Consider the following 16,490-nt stretch of genomic DNA (forward strand, 5'->3'; position numbering starts at 1 on the left):
GAGTGGACTCACTGGACGGACGCTTGCCCGCCTGAGCTTTGAAAATACGCGGCTTAAACAGACGAGCCATAATCAGCTGTACAAGCCGGAGGACAGATAACGATCACCCCGGTCACAGATAATCGCCACGATGACTGCATTCTCGACTTCACGACTCAATCTCAGGGCACCTGCCACAGAGCCACCACTGGAAACCCCACAAAAAATACCCTCGCGTTCAGCCAGAGCTCTCATGGTGTCCTCTGCCTCTGCTTGCCCCATATTAATCACCCGATCGACACGGGTTTCGTCGAAAATACTCGGCAGATACTCTTTGGGCCAGCGACGAATCCCCGGAATGCTGGCTCCGTCTTCAGGCTGCAAACCAATGATTTCGATCTCGGCATTTTGCTCTTTCAGATACTGAGAGGTCCCCATAATAGTCCCTGTGGTCCCCATCGAGCTGACAAAGTGGGTGATCTCTCCGCCTGTCTGCTGCCAAATTTCAGGTCCCGTGGAGTAATAGTGAGCCAACGGGTTATCACCATTACCAAACTGATCCAGCACCTTGCCCTTGCCTTCCGCTTCCATGGTTTTGGCCAGATCCCGGGCGCCTTCCATCCCCTGCTTCTGAGTCACCAGAATCAGCTCAGCGCCATAAGCCGTCATGGCGGCTTTACGCTCAGAGGTCATGTTATCGGGCATGATCAGCACCATCCGATACCCCTTGATCGCAGCAACCATGGCCAGTGCGATGCCCGTATTACCGCTGGTGGCCTCGATCAAGGTATCACCGGGAAGGATATCCCCACGGCTTTCAGCCCGTTCGATCATGGAAAGCGCTGGCCGATCTTTAACCGAGCCCGCAGGATTGTTCCCCTCAAGTTTGACTAAAATTGTATTGGTGGTTTCGCCAGGCAAGCGCTGCAGGCGTACGAGAGGGGTTTGTCCGATGCAAGATTCAACTGTGGGGTAATCCATAATATCCTTCAAGCCGTATAATGGCAGGTGACTGAATGACGCAGCGGTCTATTTTAGCGCCGAATATGGTATGGTGGAACCTGCAATTGGTTGGCAATCAGAAGCCTCGCAAGGGATCTCGAAACTTCTGAACAAAAAACAGTAATAATGTACACGGTGGCCGCTTGACGGCAGAAAATCACCCTACAGGAGTTTACAGGTGCATTTGCCCATTTCACCCAAGAGTTTAGCATTTAAGATCCAACAGCTAAGCGTTCTGCCGGTTCTGATCTGCATTTCCCTCACAGGGATAGGGTTCACGTTATTCCAGATGCATGAAGGCGAAAGCATCGAACACCATCGCAGCGAGCTAGCGATCCGCTGGCTCGAAAGCCTGACTCAGCACTCAGTCGCTACGAACAACACCAAACACATTACTGAGACCTTTGGCGACCTGATGGAATTGCCAAATGTGCGAGGAGTCTATCTATACGACCCTCAGGGACAAATAAGTATTAAACAGGGCCAGCGGGCCGACGCAAGCATAGTCCCACAACTCACAGACACTCCGCACCACTGGCAACAGGATGACAACAACTATTACAGCGTGCCTGTCTTCAATCGTCAGGATTTGAACAACATAGTGCAATTGGGCTGGGTGGTTCTTGCCGTTAACAAGCACGCGCTGAACATCCGTCACTATCAAAATGCCGCCATTATCCTGTTTAGTATCCTGATTACCTCCATTGTATTAATGATTCTCGCCTGGCGACTCACTCGCTCCATTGAAGTACCGCTGCACAATGCTCAACGCACTCTGCAAGATTTTAATCGTCACAAGTTCGAAAGCCGGACAGCGGTTTCCGGCAGCATTGAATTGCAAAACCTGGCTCACGGACTCAATGAACTGGGGAAAGGCCTGCAGCAATCACAAAACAATATTCGCCAACAGGTGGATCAGGCGACCTCTGACTTGCAGGAAACGCTGGAAACGGTTGAGATTCAGAGCATTGAACTGGATATCGCCCGAAAGAATGCTGTGGCGGCCAACCGGGCAAAATCCGAGTTTCTGGCCAATACCACCCATGAGATACGCACCCCAATTAACGGTATTCTGGGCTTCACCAACCTGCTGCTAAAAAGTCCGCTGACCACCCAGCAGCGCGAGTATTTACGCACCATCGCTCACTCTTCCCATGGGCTTCTGACAATTATTAACGATATTCTCGACTTTTCCCGCCTGGAAGAGGATGAACTGTCGCTGGATCACACGCCCTTTACCTTACGGCAAGTCATTGAAGAAACCTTGCAAATTCTGGCACCCGGCGCCAGTGAGAAGCAACTCTACTTGATTGCCACCAGTGCCCCTGACGTTCCGCAACAGTTGCTCGGCGATGCCCTGCGACTGAAACAAATCCTGATCAATCTGGTGAGTAATTCAATCAAGTTTTCCGACAGCGGTGACATTGTTGTTCGCTCCAACCTGATCGAAAACTCGGATCGATCCGCATACATTAAAATCAGCGTCCAGGATTCTGGTATTGGCATTGATCCCAAGCAGCGCGATCAGCTCTTTGAGCCTTTCAAACAGGCAGATGCTTCCGACAGTCGGCTTAAAGGAGGCACAGGACTTGGGCTCGCGATCGCCAAGGGATTGGTGGAAAAAATGGGCGGTGCAATCCATATAGACAGCAAACCTGACGCAGGCACTACGGTCTGGTTCACCCTGCCCCTGTCCAAACAGCAAACACTGATTGAGTCCCGCCAGACAAAGCTTCAAGGGAAACGTGCTCTCGTTCACGTTGAAAACCCGCAGATCAAACAACAGCTGGAAGAATACTTCTCACTATGGGGCGTCGAAAGTCAGAACTTTAATGGTCCGGAAGACTTACGCTCTTATTACTGCGCGCAGAAAGCTGACGACACTCAAAATACCCCTGCCATCGACTTTGTCTTTGTTATGACCCGTGAAGGGGCCGTTTCGTCAGAGGATTTAAACCTTCTAAATAAAAATGATGCCGTTCCACCAGTGATTGTTGCCGTCTTGCCTGACAGCCCCATGGCCTACGATGAAACACTCCACAATACCGGCGCGGATCTGCTGTTCCTGCCGCTGTCATACGAGCACCTTTATCAAGTATTGTGCGACACTTTGCGTCCCACGACAGCCCTGCCCTCCAAACCCGCCCGTCACACTGCTGCCTCGGTACTGGTTGTAGACGATAACTCTGCAAACCTGCAACTCGTCAGCACCTTTTTAAGCAGCCTTGGAGTGGCCGTGCACGAGGCTACCAGCGGGGCTGAAGCCATAACAGTAATGGACAACCATTCAATCAATCTGGTTTTTATGGATGTCCAAATGCCTGAGATGGATGGTATCGAGACAACCCGTCGTATCCGCAACAGCGAGCATTCGAGTCAGCACGTGCCCATCATTGCTCTTACCGCACACAACATCAATGAGCAGAAAACCAAGATTCTTGAAGCGGGAATGGACGATTGCATCAGCAAGCCTGTCAGCGAAGAGCAACTCATTCACAGCCTCAAACAGTGGCTGCATATTTCCCCTGGTGCGTCTCCAGACGCCAATGAGAGCATTGCCAATTTAATATCCAAAGCTCACGTACCCCAAAGTGCCATAATGAACTTGCAGGAAGCTTTACACCTCTGCAATGGTAAGAATGATTTGGCGCGGGACATGCTGGGTAAATTGTCAGAGGGTTTAGCCGAGGACAGTGAGCTGATCTCACAGCTGTATCAACAAAAAAACTGGGGCGAGCTACAGGAGAGAGTCCATCGCCTGTACGGCGGGTGTTGTTATTGTGGTGTGCCAGAACTCAGAAAGGCCACCGCCACACTGGACAACCTGTTGATTAAAGGCGAACACACACATCTCGATGCAGAGTTAAACCGCGTACTTAAAGCGATTCAACGCCTGCGTGAATGGGTCGATGAGCATGACCTGGATATCATTTTCGATATTGAAACCGCTGAATAAATACGCGAGATCACTCTAGGTCTTCAGCGGGCTCTTCCTGCTGAATCCTCCACAACCTTGCATAATGGCCGTTGTGGCGTAACAGCTCTTCATGACGGCCTTGCTCTACCACTCGTCCGTGATCCAGCACAACGATATTGTCTGCATCCACAACCGTAGACAGACGATGGGCGATCACGAGGCTGGTCTGCTGACTCGCAATTTCAGCAATGGCCTGCAGGATAATTCTTTCAGATCGGCTATCCAGCGATGAAGTAGCTTCATCAAACACCATGATAGGAGGCCTTTTTAACAGGGTTCTCGCAATGGCAACCCGCTGCTTCTCTCCTCCTGACAGTTTCAAACCTCGCTCCCCCACCACCGTATCAGCCCCCTTGGGTAGCTGCTTTACAAATGCTTCGAGATGGGCCATTCGGATAGCTTCCCACACATCCTCATCACTTGCGTCAACGTTTCCATAACGTACATTTTCAAAAATCGAGGTGTTAAACAACACCGTGTCTTGGGGAACAACGCCAATCGACTGACGAAGAGACTTTTGCGTCACCGAGCGAATATCCTGCCCATCGATTAAGACCCGGCCACCCTCGACATCGTAAAAACGAAACAGCATCTTTGCCAGCGTTGATTTCCCAGCACCACTGCTGCCAACGACGGCAACTTTACTCTTGGCCGGAATCCTGAAGTTTACGCCTTTCAAGATCGGGCGCTCACGGTGATAATGAAACGACACATCGTCGAACTCTATCTCGCCTCCTCCTACATTCAACGCAGACGCGTCCTGTTGATCATTGATTTTGGGATCAACCTTCATCAAGCGAAACATATTTTCAATATTCGCCATGGATCCCTTCATTTCCCGGTACACAAACCCCAGGAAGTTCAACGGCATAAAGATCTGCATCATAAACGCATTGATAAGGACAAAATCCCCCAGGGTCATCACGCCCTGAGCAACATCTCTGGCCGCCAACACCATCGCTGAGGTCATAGCTGCGGCGATCACAAATGCCTGACCGCCATTCAGGGCGAACAGCGACAGACGATTTTTGCGTCTAGCCTGCTCCCAACCCTCAAGTTCCGTATCGTAGTGCCTGGCTTCGTACTCTTCATTGGTAAAGTACTTAACCGTTTCGTAGTTCAACAAACTATCAATGGCTCGTGTGCTACTTTGGGATTCGGCCTGATTAGCCTCCCGAACATAGCGTGTTCGCCACTCCGTCGCCACGATGGAATAAGCCACATAACATATGACAGCAACGCCCACGATCACGGCAAACCAAACCTGATAATTCCACAGCAGCAGGCCTATGACCATGCCAATTTCCAGCAACGTCGGCACAATATTAAACACCATAAAACGCAGGAGAAACGCAATACCGTTGGTGCCACGCTCAATATCCCGCGACAAACCACCGGTTCGACGATTGAGGTGAAAATCCAGATCCAGAGAGTGAAGATGCTTAAATACCTTAAGCCCAATACGACGCATCGCTCTTTCGGTCACACGACCAAACAAGGTATCTCTTAACTCACCAAATAACACATTGGAAAAACGCACCACGCCATAAGCCAGTAACAACCCGAGAGGAATGGCGACCAGGCTCGCGATATCCGAAAGCTGATCCAGATCATCCACAATATGCTTCAGGATGAATGGCAAGCCGACACTGGCAACTTTAGCTAACACCAGGCACAGCAATGCGGCGGCCATTCGCTGCTTAAATTCGGTCAAAAAAGGAATCAGGGATTTAAGGGTAGTCCAGCTTACATCGCCAATGGCGACATCGGTTCTCATACTGCGCATAGGGGTGGGGCCATTTCCAAAGGCTAAAAATCAATACTAATGACTATCAACGCGGCAGAATAACACGCCGCGCCACGGTCTTTAAAATAGAACATCCGATAGGGTAATTTTGAAAGAGAAAGCCTGACGCAGTGGACTGAAGAGGAGAAACCTAAGCCGAGTCTGGAAAACGGTCGGCTTCAGGCTCAAAAAAGATAAGTAAGAAGACTAAAAATGGAACACGCTTACCAGTAAACATCCGGGATACGGTCTGTTACCTGCTTGGGCAGCATAATCAGCTTCACGTGCGCTGGCTCTGGCTGCAAACTTCTTCCGTGACAGCGCTGAGCAATATCAGCGTCAAAACTGCCTTTAAAGTAAGGTATCTCCTGCAATCTGGTATCATCATCCAACTGGAAAAACATTTGGTCAGATTCGGGAGGATACACCTTTAAAGCACCCTGCTGCTGAACGGCCGGGGCACCGTGCTGAAAATCCTTAAATTGCAGGTAGATTTCTTCGTAGCTGCTCCCCTCAAGAGTCAATTCACATTCTGTCGTGAAACGAAAGGTCATACTTAACATATTCACTCCTGCTAAATCATATTCCGGTAATATTGACACTATGCTCTGGTCGAAGCCTGACTTCGTTAACCGGATGACCGAAGCCGCTACAAGAAGTGTACGCAAAACAGGCAGCATCAGATTAGAACGATTACCTCTAATAAAGAAGATACTTAGCGCCAGCACTTATGGTGTCAATTTGCCGTTTGGAAGGCAGATGTACTATTGTTCAAATACCATCCCATAAAAGGCTCTCGCTGATATGATGTCATCTAAAACCCTTTACCCTGCATGTGCACACAGGCTCTTCCCCACTCGTCGGCAGGTCTTCACTTCGTCTAAGTGGCTGCAAACTCTCCTGCTGCTCTGCCTGATGACATCGCTGAACCCGGCTAGCGCTCAAAGTGAAGAATCAGAAATCAGTACAACCGTGGTAAAACCAAAGCCAGCACTGGAAACGGATCTCCTGCAGCCCACGGTAGGTCATCAGGAAAGCAAAACTGGTGCCCGTATCGAATCCATTGAGGAAATGGAAGACGGCGAAACCGTCAAGATTCACGTTTCACTCCCCGATGGATCAAACTCTGACCTTGAAGAGGTCATTGTGCTTGGCCGCCCCGATAAGAAAGAGAAAAAAGACTCAACACTACTGCAAAAACAAAAGTTTGAAGTCGTTAACGATATCGAGGAAGGACGCAGTGGCATCGTCATCTATCTGGGAAAACAGGAAGATTTCATGCTAAAGCTGAACTACACCGAACCAAGACCCGATGTCGAACCGGATGTATTTAACCGCGATTAAATAGCCACCCAGTCCAATCCCAGCCTTCAATTACAGAAGCGGAGCCATTACCATAGTCTGACCTTAAGCAAGGAAAGACTATGTCGCTCGATACCCATACCCAAACTGATTCTTCAGACATCCTCACCCCTGAACTCGCGCAACTCCTTTCCGAGTGCCCTCACCTTCAATTGAGCGATAGCCAGACTGTTTTCCCAACCTGCCAAAATGAAGACGCACTCCCAATACTACTCGTGAAAAATGCGTTTTGTTCCGCCAGCGTAGCCTTTCAGGGTGCTCAGTTACTAACGCATCAGACGCATTCCGACTCAGACCTTGTATGGCTCAGCCCAAAAGCAATTTTCAAGACCGGAAAAGCCATTCGAGGAGGAATCCCTCTTTGTCTGCCATGGTTTGGCCCTCACAGTTCCGATCCGGACAAGCCTCAGCACGGCTTTGCCAGAAACCGTTTATGGACATTGGTACAAGCTCAGGCAACTGACACCGGCACGACAAAACTTACCTGGGAGCTTACTCACTCAGGCGGAGCACTCTTTGAAGGCTGTTTCCGAGCGTCCCTGACCATGACACTGGGCAGCCATATCGAACTTACGTTAAACGTCACCAATACCGGTGCAGACAGCTTTCCTTTGAGTTGGGCCTTACACAGCTACCATCCGGTTGCAGACGTCAAGACTGCCCACGTCACCGGTCTCGACCAGATCGAGTTTTTGGACAATACTGACCTGCAAGATAGCGAAAGCTACCCCATGCGAAAACGTCGAAAAACCCAATCTGGCAACGTCCAGTTTGCCGGAGAAGTCGATCGGGTTTATGTCTCGGCACCGAAGAAACAACAGTTAATCAGCTCACAACGCTGTCTTACCATCAATGCAGACAATTGCCATAGCGCAATTGTTTGGAACCCGGGAGAACTCCTGGCAGCCAACATGGCAGACGTCGGCGCTGATTATTATCGTGAATTCGTTTGCCTGGAGCGCGGCAATACAGCCGACAACACCCTACAACTGAGCCCGGGAGAAACTCACACCGCCAGTCTCTGTATCGATAACGATTCCAAGATATAACAAACCATGACTCTTCATCTGGTGTATCACCCTGAATACAGCTTTGAGTTTCCGCACAAGCACCGCTTCCCTATGGAGAAATTTCGGCTCTTGCATGAACGGCTGCAAGCCAGTGGACTCGCCACCGACAAGAACACATTGCGCCCGGGCAGGGCCAGACAATCTCTACTGGAGCTTGCGCATTGTCCGGAATATCTGGAACGTTTTATTCACAACAAACAAAGCCCACAGGAAATTCGCCGCATGGGCCTGCCCTGGTCACCGGCTTTGATGCGGCGAACATTGATTGCGCCGAATGGAACGTTTCTCACCGCCAGCTTGGCCTTGCAACACGGCATTGCCTGTCATCTTGCAGGAGGCACTCACCATGCCCACCACGATGAAGCGTCCGGCTTTTGCATCCTCAATGATCTGGCTATCGCCTCACTTGGCATCCTGCACTCTCAGCGCCACACCCACCTAAGCCGTCCGTCCATACTGATTTTTGACTGCGATGTGCATCAGGGTGACGGTACCGCGAGAATTCTGGAACATGAATCCCGGGTTTTCACCTGCTCGGTTCACTGCGATAAAAATTTCCCTGCAAGGAAAGCCAGCAGCGATATGGATGTCGAAGTTGCCAGAGGCACGAGCGACGATGACTATCTGGAGATTGTACGAAAGGCCTTCCTTGCTGCCATCGACAAATCAAAACCGGCACTGGTCTTTTACGATGCCGGCGTCGACATCTACGCAAACGACCCTTTAGGGTTACTGAATGTGAGCCTGAATGGCATTCGACTCAGAGAGCGGACAATTTTGGAAATATGTCAGGAAAAAGGCTTACCGGTCGCAACGGTGATTGGCGGCGGCTACGACGATGATCGGGAGGCTCTAGCCATGCGCCACAGCATGGTAGTAGAAGAAGCTTTTGCGATTTACGGAGCGTAACTAGTCGCCTGAAACGGGAGTTACAGCAGTCTGATACCATCCCCCCGCAGCCTGAAGAGGGGCTGGATCACTGCCTCGATTGACCCAAAACACCGCAGCGGTTTTACCCTGAAACTCAGATTGTGGCATCGACACCTTCCAGATTCCCTGATCAGAAGCAAAAGACCGATAGCTTAAGACAACAAAGTCCTGGGGCAATGTCTTACCTTTATTCTCGCCCTTCTTTACTTCAGTCACGATATTAAACCCCAACAACGCTACGTTGAGATGCAGCCCGCGATTGTCCTGCGATTGAACAAATCGTGCCTGAACCTTGCTGTCATTGACTTCCACTTTCAGCTGGCCGGCTGCTTTTGAGGGTAATTCCGGTAACATGCGGGTGTGGAACCAGTCAGTCCATTCCTCGCCCCCCAGGATAAAACCCGGTGTATAGACCGCTTTGCAATGGCCATGCAATTGATACATACGCTGACGTTGCGAGTGTTTAATGCTAGCGTAAGGGTCTTTCCATCCCAGGTAATCCCAGTAGTCCACATGGAACACCAAAGGAATAAACGTTTTCCAAAGCCGCTGATCGGTTTTCAATAGCGACATCCACTGCTCTGCCGGAGGGCAACTGCTGCACCCCTGAGAACTGAATAGCTCCAGCAGGGTGACCTGCTGCGTACCACTATCAAAGATAAAAGCATCCGCAGGTACCTGCGGTGTCTGATCACCGCTCTTTGATAAATCTTCCCCACCCTTGGCGAAAGCAATACAAGAGACACTCAAGAGCGCTCCAAATAAGATGTACGCGCCCCAAGCAACTTTCAACAAACGCTTTTCCGAAGAGATATTGCTTTTCATATACACCTAAAAGACATTGAAGACTAGGTGGCTATTTAGGTCTGAAATGCGGTATTAAGTTCAATCTTCAGCTGGATCTCGAAGGCTTTCGCCATTAAATTTCGCGGCTTTCAGCAACTCTTGTGTAGACTTAAAAACTCGACCAGTCGCACTAAAAGAGGACAAAACACCTGCAGATCCGCATAAATAGAGATTTTTGTCACCAAAGGACGCCGAGAGAATTTCCTCATCCACCTGACTAAAACGACCATCTTGCAACACAATAGCGATATCAGCCTCTGACGAAGTCACCAGAGACAACGCCGCTACGATTGAGCACGGCTGGTTAATAAAACAAACACCAAAGCCCGAATCTGCCAGCTGTAAACCCGTCATTGCCAATCGCCAGCCCTCGCTGTGCTCGCCAAAAATCAATAATGCGAGCTTGCCATTGTCGGACTTATGCCCTTCCAGTCGCATCAGCGCATAACGTATTAATTCACTTTGCAAGAGTGCCCTTGCCGCCCCTGAAGCTGCTAAAGCAGAGCCTCCCCTGCGCTCCTGCAATTTTTCCATCACTGCAGACAGCCAGTGGTTTACGCACAATTCCACGGGATATTGAACAAAAACGTCTTGCAGGAGATGCTGGACCCGCCCCGTATTCAACTGCTCAACCGCTTCGGTCAATGAGTCAACCAGCTTATTCCAGTGAGGCTCAACCTCCGGGGTTTGCAGATCCGTCGCTACGCCCGCCTCTATCGGGTTCTCCTCACGCAGCTCAGCATCGAGCAACCCTTTCACTTTACCAACAGACACCCCCCGGTGAATCCAGGTCAGGATTTCACGCACTCTCGTGACATCGTCATTGGTATAGCAACGATGCCCTTTGTCCGTCCTCATGGGCTTTAGCAGGCCATACCGACGCTCCCAAGCCCTAAGTGTCACCGTATTAACTTGTGTTTTCTCACTCAGAACCCGGATCGGGAAGGTTTCTACATCGTTGGCAGGGGTCTTTTCCACACTCTTAACCTTAGCTTTTTGTTTCGACTGGCGTTTATTAAGACTGGTATTAAGCCTATTTACGGATGAGCCCAGATTTCCACAGTAATCTTCTTCAGCGGCAACACCGTACACAGTCTATACATAACCATTACCGCCCCGATTTCTTATACAAAAATAATATTTGCACAGGAATTAAAATTGTACAACAATATGTATTGTACACCCACACAGCGGAGTTTGACCATGTCGAAGACAATACAGCCAGACCACACAATGAAAACACCGGACATTACTGTTGGATTGAGCGCCTGTCTCGCAGGTCAGCCTGTTCGCTATAATGGAGGCCACAGCCAGTCCAGGCTTTGTCTGAACAGCCTGAGTCCGTACTTTAAATTTGAGACCTTCTGTCCGGAAGTTAGCGCTGGCTTTGGTACCCCTCGCCCCACCATGCGCCTTGTTGGCGACCCACAACATCCGGATCTTATACACAGCGATGGTGGCGACAGCACGCCTTTGAACAATCAACTGATTGACGGCTTTAAGAACAAGCTGGAGCAATTTAGCGAGCTGGATGGGTATATCTTGATGAAAAACTCCCCATCCTGTGGACTGGAAAGGGTGAAGGTGTATCAGGATAACGGCTATCCTCACAAAGAAAAAGGACAGGGTATCTTTGCCCGTGCACTTCAACAAAAATACCCTCTGTTGCCATTAGAAGAAGAAGGACGGTTACACGATCCTCACTTACTCGAGAACTTTATCTTACGGGTCTACGCCCACCACCGCTTTCGGGTCACGGTTCTAGATCAACCCGAGATGAGTTCGCTAGTGCGGTTTCACAGCCTCTATAAATATCTGGTTATGGCACACAATCAACAGAGTTACCGTCAGCTAGGACGGCTTGTGGCCAATGCGGACAAGAAACCTGTGCAGAGCGTCATACGTCTTTACTTTGAACAATTAATGAATGCTCTTAGTGTCCCTGCCCGTCGTTCCGGTCACTGCAATGTCTTACAGCACTTGTTGGGGTATTTGAAAAAGTCAGTCAATGGCTCTGCACGACAAGATATTGTTTCAACCATTCTTCGATACCGCGAGGGAAAACTGCCATTGATCACCCCCGTCACCCTCCTCCTGCACTATATAGAACAGCAAGAAACTCCTAATGGTGACAGCTCTATTGATGGATCGCAGAGTCAACGCTATCCGGATGGATACCTGCAATCGCAGTATTACTGGCACCCCTACCCTGATGATCTCGGGTTAAGAAATCATATTTAACGACCCGAAATATGATGCCCATTATTAATTTCACTCCTTAAATATCTGACAAAAGGTGACAGGCTCTCGAATGAATCTGATCTGGTTGCGTACTGACTTAAGACTTTATGATAACCCCGCGCTGTATTTCGCCTGTCAAAACGGGAAAAGCCGGGTGGTCTTTTGTGAAACTCCTGAGCAATGGCAGGAGCACCATGAAGCCCCAGTTAAGCTGGGGTTTCGCAGTCAGCTGCTAACCGACATTCAGCATCGTTTACACGAACTGGGCATCCCTTTTGAAGTGATACAAGCTGAACGGTTTGAACAATTGCCAGAAGTTCTGCTCAAATATTGCAAAAAGCATAAAGTATCCGGCCTCTGGTTTAATCGCGAAATACCCCATGATGAACAGGTTCGCGATCAGCAGGTTGCGACACTACTTCAAGAAAATAGTATCAAATGCCACCCGTGTGATAACGAGTTTATCGTTCCTCCAGAGCAGTTGCGCACTCAACAAGGAGGAATTTATAAAGTGTTTACTCCCTGGTATCGCTCCTGGATGACTCAAGTTTCACAATTACCAGCAACGCTGTTACCGGAGCCTGAAACACAGGCTGCTCCAATTACTGTCCACTCCGACCCTGTCGAACTATCGAATAGCACCGCACATCGAAACGATTTATGGCCGGGGACCGAAGCCGCTGCTCTGGAGTGTCTGCAGAAGTTCTGCCACGAACGCTTACATACCTATGCGGAAAAAAGAGACCTTCCAGGAATCAATGGCACCAGTACTCTGTCACCGTATCTGGCCAGTGGTGTCGTCAGTCCGCGATACTGTTTATGGCTGATCCAGCAAACCTATGCCGATCACAGTAACGACTGGAGGGAAGATCCATGGTTAAGAGAATTGGCCTGGAGGGAGTTTTATCGCTATCTAATGCTGAATTTTCCTGCATTAAGTCGTGATCAACCCTTTAAATCGGAGACTCGCTTTCTACTGTGGGAATCAAATTCAGAAAATGTCCAAGCCTGGCAACAAGGCCAAACTGGATTCCCCATCATTGACGCGGCCATGCGCCAGCTTCATCAAACGGGATGGATGCACAATCGATTAAGAATGTTAACAGCGAGTTTCTTCACCAAGCTCTTACTGGAAGACTGGCATCTGGGAGAAAGCTATTTCATGGAACAGCTGATCGACGGCGACTTCGCCTCTAACAATGGCGGCTGGCAGTGGAGCGCATCGACCGGTTGTGACGCATCTCCCTGGTTCAGAGTATTCAGTCCGATACGCCAATCGGAGAAGTTTGATCCGGACGGAGCATTTATCCGCAAGTTTGTTCCTGAACTGGACACACTGGACGCCAACGCAATCCATAATCCTCCTGCGAAGATTAGGGACAACTTGGGGTACCCTCATCCAATTATTGACTATAAAGAGGCTCGAGAACGAGTATTAACACGCTTTGAGAACCTTAAAGTCATGACGCCCCAGAAAGGTATCAGGCATTAAGATTTCCTTGCCCTAACCTTTACTAGTACTAGAGCTCAACTATCACTAGAACTCAACTATCACTCAGGTGAAGTTGAGCCCAGTTATAGGCCTGGATACGGTTTTTCACATCTATCTTTTTGAACACATTATAGAGATGGCTCTTAATGGTGTACTCGCTAACATCCAAAACTTCCGCAATTTGAAGATTTGTGGAGCCATCCAACAACATCTTTAGAATTTGCTGCTCACGGCGGGTCAGCTTGACGTTATTTCTGGGGCGCTTGGGTGCACTGCGGTATTCATCAATCAACTGTTGCATCACATGACGAGGCAACCAGTCACCACCATTGAGCAAAACCTTTAGACCAGATATCAATACATCTTTCTCTACGGTTTCATAGAACATGCCTTTCACTTGCGGCCACTGCGCCAGCTTTTCATAACTCTCATTGGCCTGCACATTAATCAACGCAACGCGGCTTTGATCGCTGCATTTTTCTTCAAAAAAGACCTCAATCTCTTCCAGTGGAACATATTTACAATCCACCAGCGTCAGCTCACCCAAGATGATTTGTTGATAACTTTCAGTATCGCTATAAGACTGAATTTCACAGCGCATTTTGAGTTCATTATTAATCAACGTAGACAAAAAATTTGTCTGCATATCCTTATAGCCAAGCAGTGTGACATCCACAAACTCATCCTTGACCAATTCTGCTGGCGTTAATATTGCGTGAGTATTCATAATCCATTTACCTGTTTTCAGCGGAATCTGACCAAACTCCGCGATTAAATCAAGCAGGGCTTCCCTGCACTCCCCGTTACTCGTCTTCCGCTAATGTACTATGTTCATTCTCCGCATCACCTGATGCACTGGCAATGGCACCGGCTGCCACCAATTCACCGCCGACCAGTTTGAATTCCGGCGAATTCATTGAATCAGTTCCTAAGCTGTAGGAGCTCACCTCACTGAAAATAGCGGGATCGACTTTCGCAAACTCCACCACTTTATTCTGTACGGCACTCTTTAAGCCCTGAGAAGCAATGGCACCCGAGAGGGATTGCAGCCTGTCACCTGTCGCAGTCAACGTCGGTACACCATTCACAAATTCTGGCTCTACATAGCTAAGAGAGACAATATTGACGCTATCTGAAACATCCATGCGTAGAGGATTCAGCTGCTCACCGATCGATGCCCAGCGGTACAACTCACTACCCAGGTTCACCGTGTTAGCTGTCAAATGTGTAACACCACGAGTCTCGGCTGTTAATCCCCCAAACCCGGTAGACAACATTGAAATAGTACCTCCCGGGCCTGCGTAAACCTGCCCAATGATCAGATCATCCGCCTCCCGAATGGCAACCTCTATAGAGCGCCCGCCTGCCGCTTCCACATTCAACGTATTGATATCAGTGTCCAGGTCAATATCGCCAAAACTCACGATATCCAACTCGTTCGCTGTCGCTGAACCACTTAACGCAGTGCCACCCAGATAGCTACTGGTGAACTGAACGCTTCCGGAAGCTTTATACCCCAAGTTCATGCCAGTACCGGTAAATGCAATACTGTCGGTGTTGAACACAGCTGCGACGGCAGATTTCACCGTCAAGCTGCTGGTTCCGTTCATCAGGTTTTCAAACCCAGTGAATGCATAATCGCCCACATAATTAGTTTGATTAACATTGCCGGTGATTTTCCAGGTTAAATCATCGATCCTGGATGTCAGTAAGTCTGTACCTGATCCACCATCCAAAATGTTGGCGGAGGAAGAAGCGCTATTAAGGAAGACCTGATCGGAGCCATCACCCAAATACAAACTCGCAACAGAACCACCGTTCAAATTAACGGTATCGTTACCAGAGCCAGTAAAAACATCGCCAGCAACCCCACTGTTGAAAGTAAATACATCTTTGGCTGAGCCCGCTTTAATGGAGTCTATCCCGGTGAAGCTAATGCGTTGAGTGCTTCCCGACTGGCCATTCAAGGTCCAGTTGGTATCAAGATTCAGACCGTGCAAAGTGTCAACGCCGGCACCGGCATGGATGGTGGACACACCCTTCAGGTTTATCCCTCCGAGTGATAACGCATTTGCGTCGGTCAGCGTGTAATCAACACCCATCGACGGACCAGTATAGGTACCGGTATTTAGGACTTCTTCGACGTTGGCGAACAACACCCAAACACTGTTAATTTCAGCCTGGATACTGTTATCAACAAAGCTTCCACCCTGCTCTACAGCTTGCCAGCTATTCACTGTGCCACTGTCAACCGTATCTGTACCACCACCTGCATCAAAAGATCCAACATGATCAAACGTTATGCCCGCAACCGTCGTAGTGCCATCGGCATTGAGCGTGTAGGTCTCATCGCTACCAGAACCGGTTAACTGACTACTGTGCGATGTGCCTGCTTTAGCCCCAGCCGTCTCAATATCGGAGAACTGAATTCCATTGACGCTTACGCCCTTACTGGCCCCAGTCAGAGTCCAATTTTCCGAGGTGCTGCTTACTATGGCATCAGAACCAGAGCCAGCTTCTACAGAAGAGATTTGGGAGAAGTTGATACCGTTAGCGATGACAGCCTGATTCTGAGTCCCAGATGCATCGAACAAATCACCGAGAGAAGAACCGATAATTTTTGATGCTCCAGCAACTGCAGCAGTAACTTGAGCAGTCTCAATATCAGAAAAAGTAATTCCAGCGGCCTGAAGCTCTTTACTCTCTCCTGTCAGGCCCCAGTCACGTGAACTACTGGACTCTACAACATCACCCGAACTACTTCCGCCATCCACTTTAACGACAGTATTGAAGATCAGGCCATTG

The 16,490-nt window shown here is 49.3% G+C and carries 13 protein-coding genes; 6 read left to right on the forward strand and 7 right to left on the reverse strand.

The window, feature by feature from the left end:
- Positions 1-72: 72 nt before the first annotated feature.
- Entirely contained in the window at positions 73-960 is an 888-nt protein-coding gene (gene cysM / locus ACTG33_RS11715) for a cysteine synthase CysM (protein ID WP_439135402.1), read from the reverse strand.
- A gap of 310 nt (positions 961-1,270) precedes the next feature.
- On the opposite strand from cysM, the gene ACTG33_RS11720 reads away from it, so the two are divergent.
- Positions 1,271-3,937: a response regulator gene (locus ACTG33_RS11720; RefSeq protein ID WP_439135403.1), complete on the forward strand. Its 2,667-nt coding sequence runs from the start codon at positions 1,271-1,273 to the stop codon at positions 3,935-3,937.
- Between the two features lie 10 nt (positions 3,938-3,947).
- On the opposite strand, the gene ACTG33_RS11725 is transcribed toward ACTG33_RS11720, so the two are convergent.
- Complete coding sequence (locus ACTG33_RS11725) at positions 3,948-5,744, reverse strand: ABCB family ABC transporter ATP-binding protein/permease (RefSeq protein ID WP_439135404.1); 1,797 nt, start codon at positions 5,742-5,744, stop codon at positions 3,948-3,950.
- Between the two features lie 224 nt (positions 5,745-5,968).
- The gene (locus ACTG33_RS11730; RefSeq protein ID WP_439135405.1) at positions 5,969-6,307 is read right to left on the reverse strand and encodes a hypothetical protein; all 339 of its coding nucleotides are present in this window, start codon (positions 6,305-6,307) and stop codon (positions 5,969-5,971) included.
- 241 nt (positions 6,308-6,548) lie between these two features.
- On the opposite strand from ACTG33_RS11730, the gene ACTG33_RS11735 reads away from it, so the two are divergent.
- The 3 genes from ACTG33_RS11735 (at position 6,549) to ACTG33_RS11745 (ending at position 9,085) form a co-directional block, all read left to right on the forward strand.
- Positions 6,549-7,088: a hypothetical protein gene (locus ACTG33_RS11735; RefSeq protein WP_439135406.1), complete on the forward strand. Its 540-nt coding sequence runs from the start codon at positions 6,549-6,551 to the stop codon at positions 7,086-7,088.
- A gap of 80 nt (positions 7,089-7,168) precedes the next feature.
- Positions 7,169-8,155 (forward strand): D-hexose-6-phosphate mutarotase, encoded by a 987-nt coding sequence (locus ACTG33_RS11740; protein ID WP_439135407.1) that lies wholly within the window; start codon positions 7,169-7,171, stop codon positions 8,153-8,155.
- A gap of 6 nt (positions 8,156-8,161) precedes the next feature.
- Entirely contained in the window at positions 8,162-9,085 is a 924-nt protein-coding gene (locus ACTG33_RS11745) for a histone deacetylase family protein (RefSeq protein ID WP_439135408.1), read from the forward strand.
- Here ACTG33_RS11745 and ACTG33_RS11750 read toward each other — a convergent pair whose 3' ends face one another.
- Positions 9,086-9,931: a DUF1223 domain-containing protein gene (locus tag ACTG33_RS11750; protein WP_439135409.1), complete on the reverse strand. Its 846-nt coding sequence runs from the start codon at positions 9,929-9,931 to the stop codon at positions 9,086-9,088.
- A gap of 60 nt (positions 9,932-9,991) precedes the next feature.
- Positions 9,992-10,930, reverse strand: coding sequence for a MerR family transcriptional regulator (locus ACTG33_RS11755; RefSeq protein WP_439135410.1), 939 nt, complete (start codon positions 10,928-10,930; stop codon positions 9,992-9,994).
- A gap of 225 nt (positions 10,931-11,155) precedes the next feature.
- Here ACTG33_RS11755 and ACTG33_RS11760 point away from each other — a divergent pair, with 225 nt between their 5' ends.
- Both ACTG33_RS11760 and phrB read left to right on the forward strand, forming a co-directional pair.
- Positions 11,156-12,193 (forward strand): YbgA family protein, encoded by a 1,038-nt coding sequence (locus tag ACTG33_RS11760; protein WP_439135411.1) that lies wholly within the window; start codon positions 11,156-11,158, stop codon positions 12,191-12,193.
- A gap of 70 nt (positions 12,194-12,263) precedes the next feature.
- Positions 12,264-13,685 carry a deoxyribodipyrimidine photo-lyase gene (gene phrB, locus ACTG33_RS11765; protein WP_439135412.1) on the forward strand — a complete coding sequence of 474 codons (1,422 nt, stop codon included), beginning with the start codon at positions 12,264-12,266 and terminating at the stop codon, positions 13,683-13,685.
- Positions 13,686-13,737: 52 nt separating this feature from the next.
- Here phrB and ACTG33_RS11770 read toward each other — a convergent pair whose 3' ends face one another.
- Together ACTG33_RS11770 and ACTG33_RS11775 are read right to left on the reverse strand one after the other, a co-directional pair.
- The gene (locus tag ACTG33_RS11770) at positions 13,738-14,412 is read right to left on the reverse strand and encodes a LuxR C-terminal-related transcriptional regulator (protein WP_439135413.1); all 675 of its coding nucleotides are present in this window, start codon (positions 14,410-14,412) and stop codon (positions 13,738-13,740) included.
- Between the two features lie 76 nt (positions 14,413-14,488).
- A partial coding sequence (locus tag ACTG33_RS11775; protein ID WP_439135414.1) for a hypothetical protein occupies positions 14,489-16,490 on the reverse strand: 2,002 nt, incomplete at its 5' end.

The sequence above is a fragment of the Pseudomaricurvus sp. genome (genome assembly GCF_965662505.1).
Classification (GTDB): Bacteria; Pseudomonadota; Gammaproteobacteria; order Pseudomonadales; family Cellvibrionaceae; genus Pseudomaricurvus.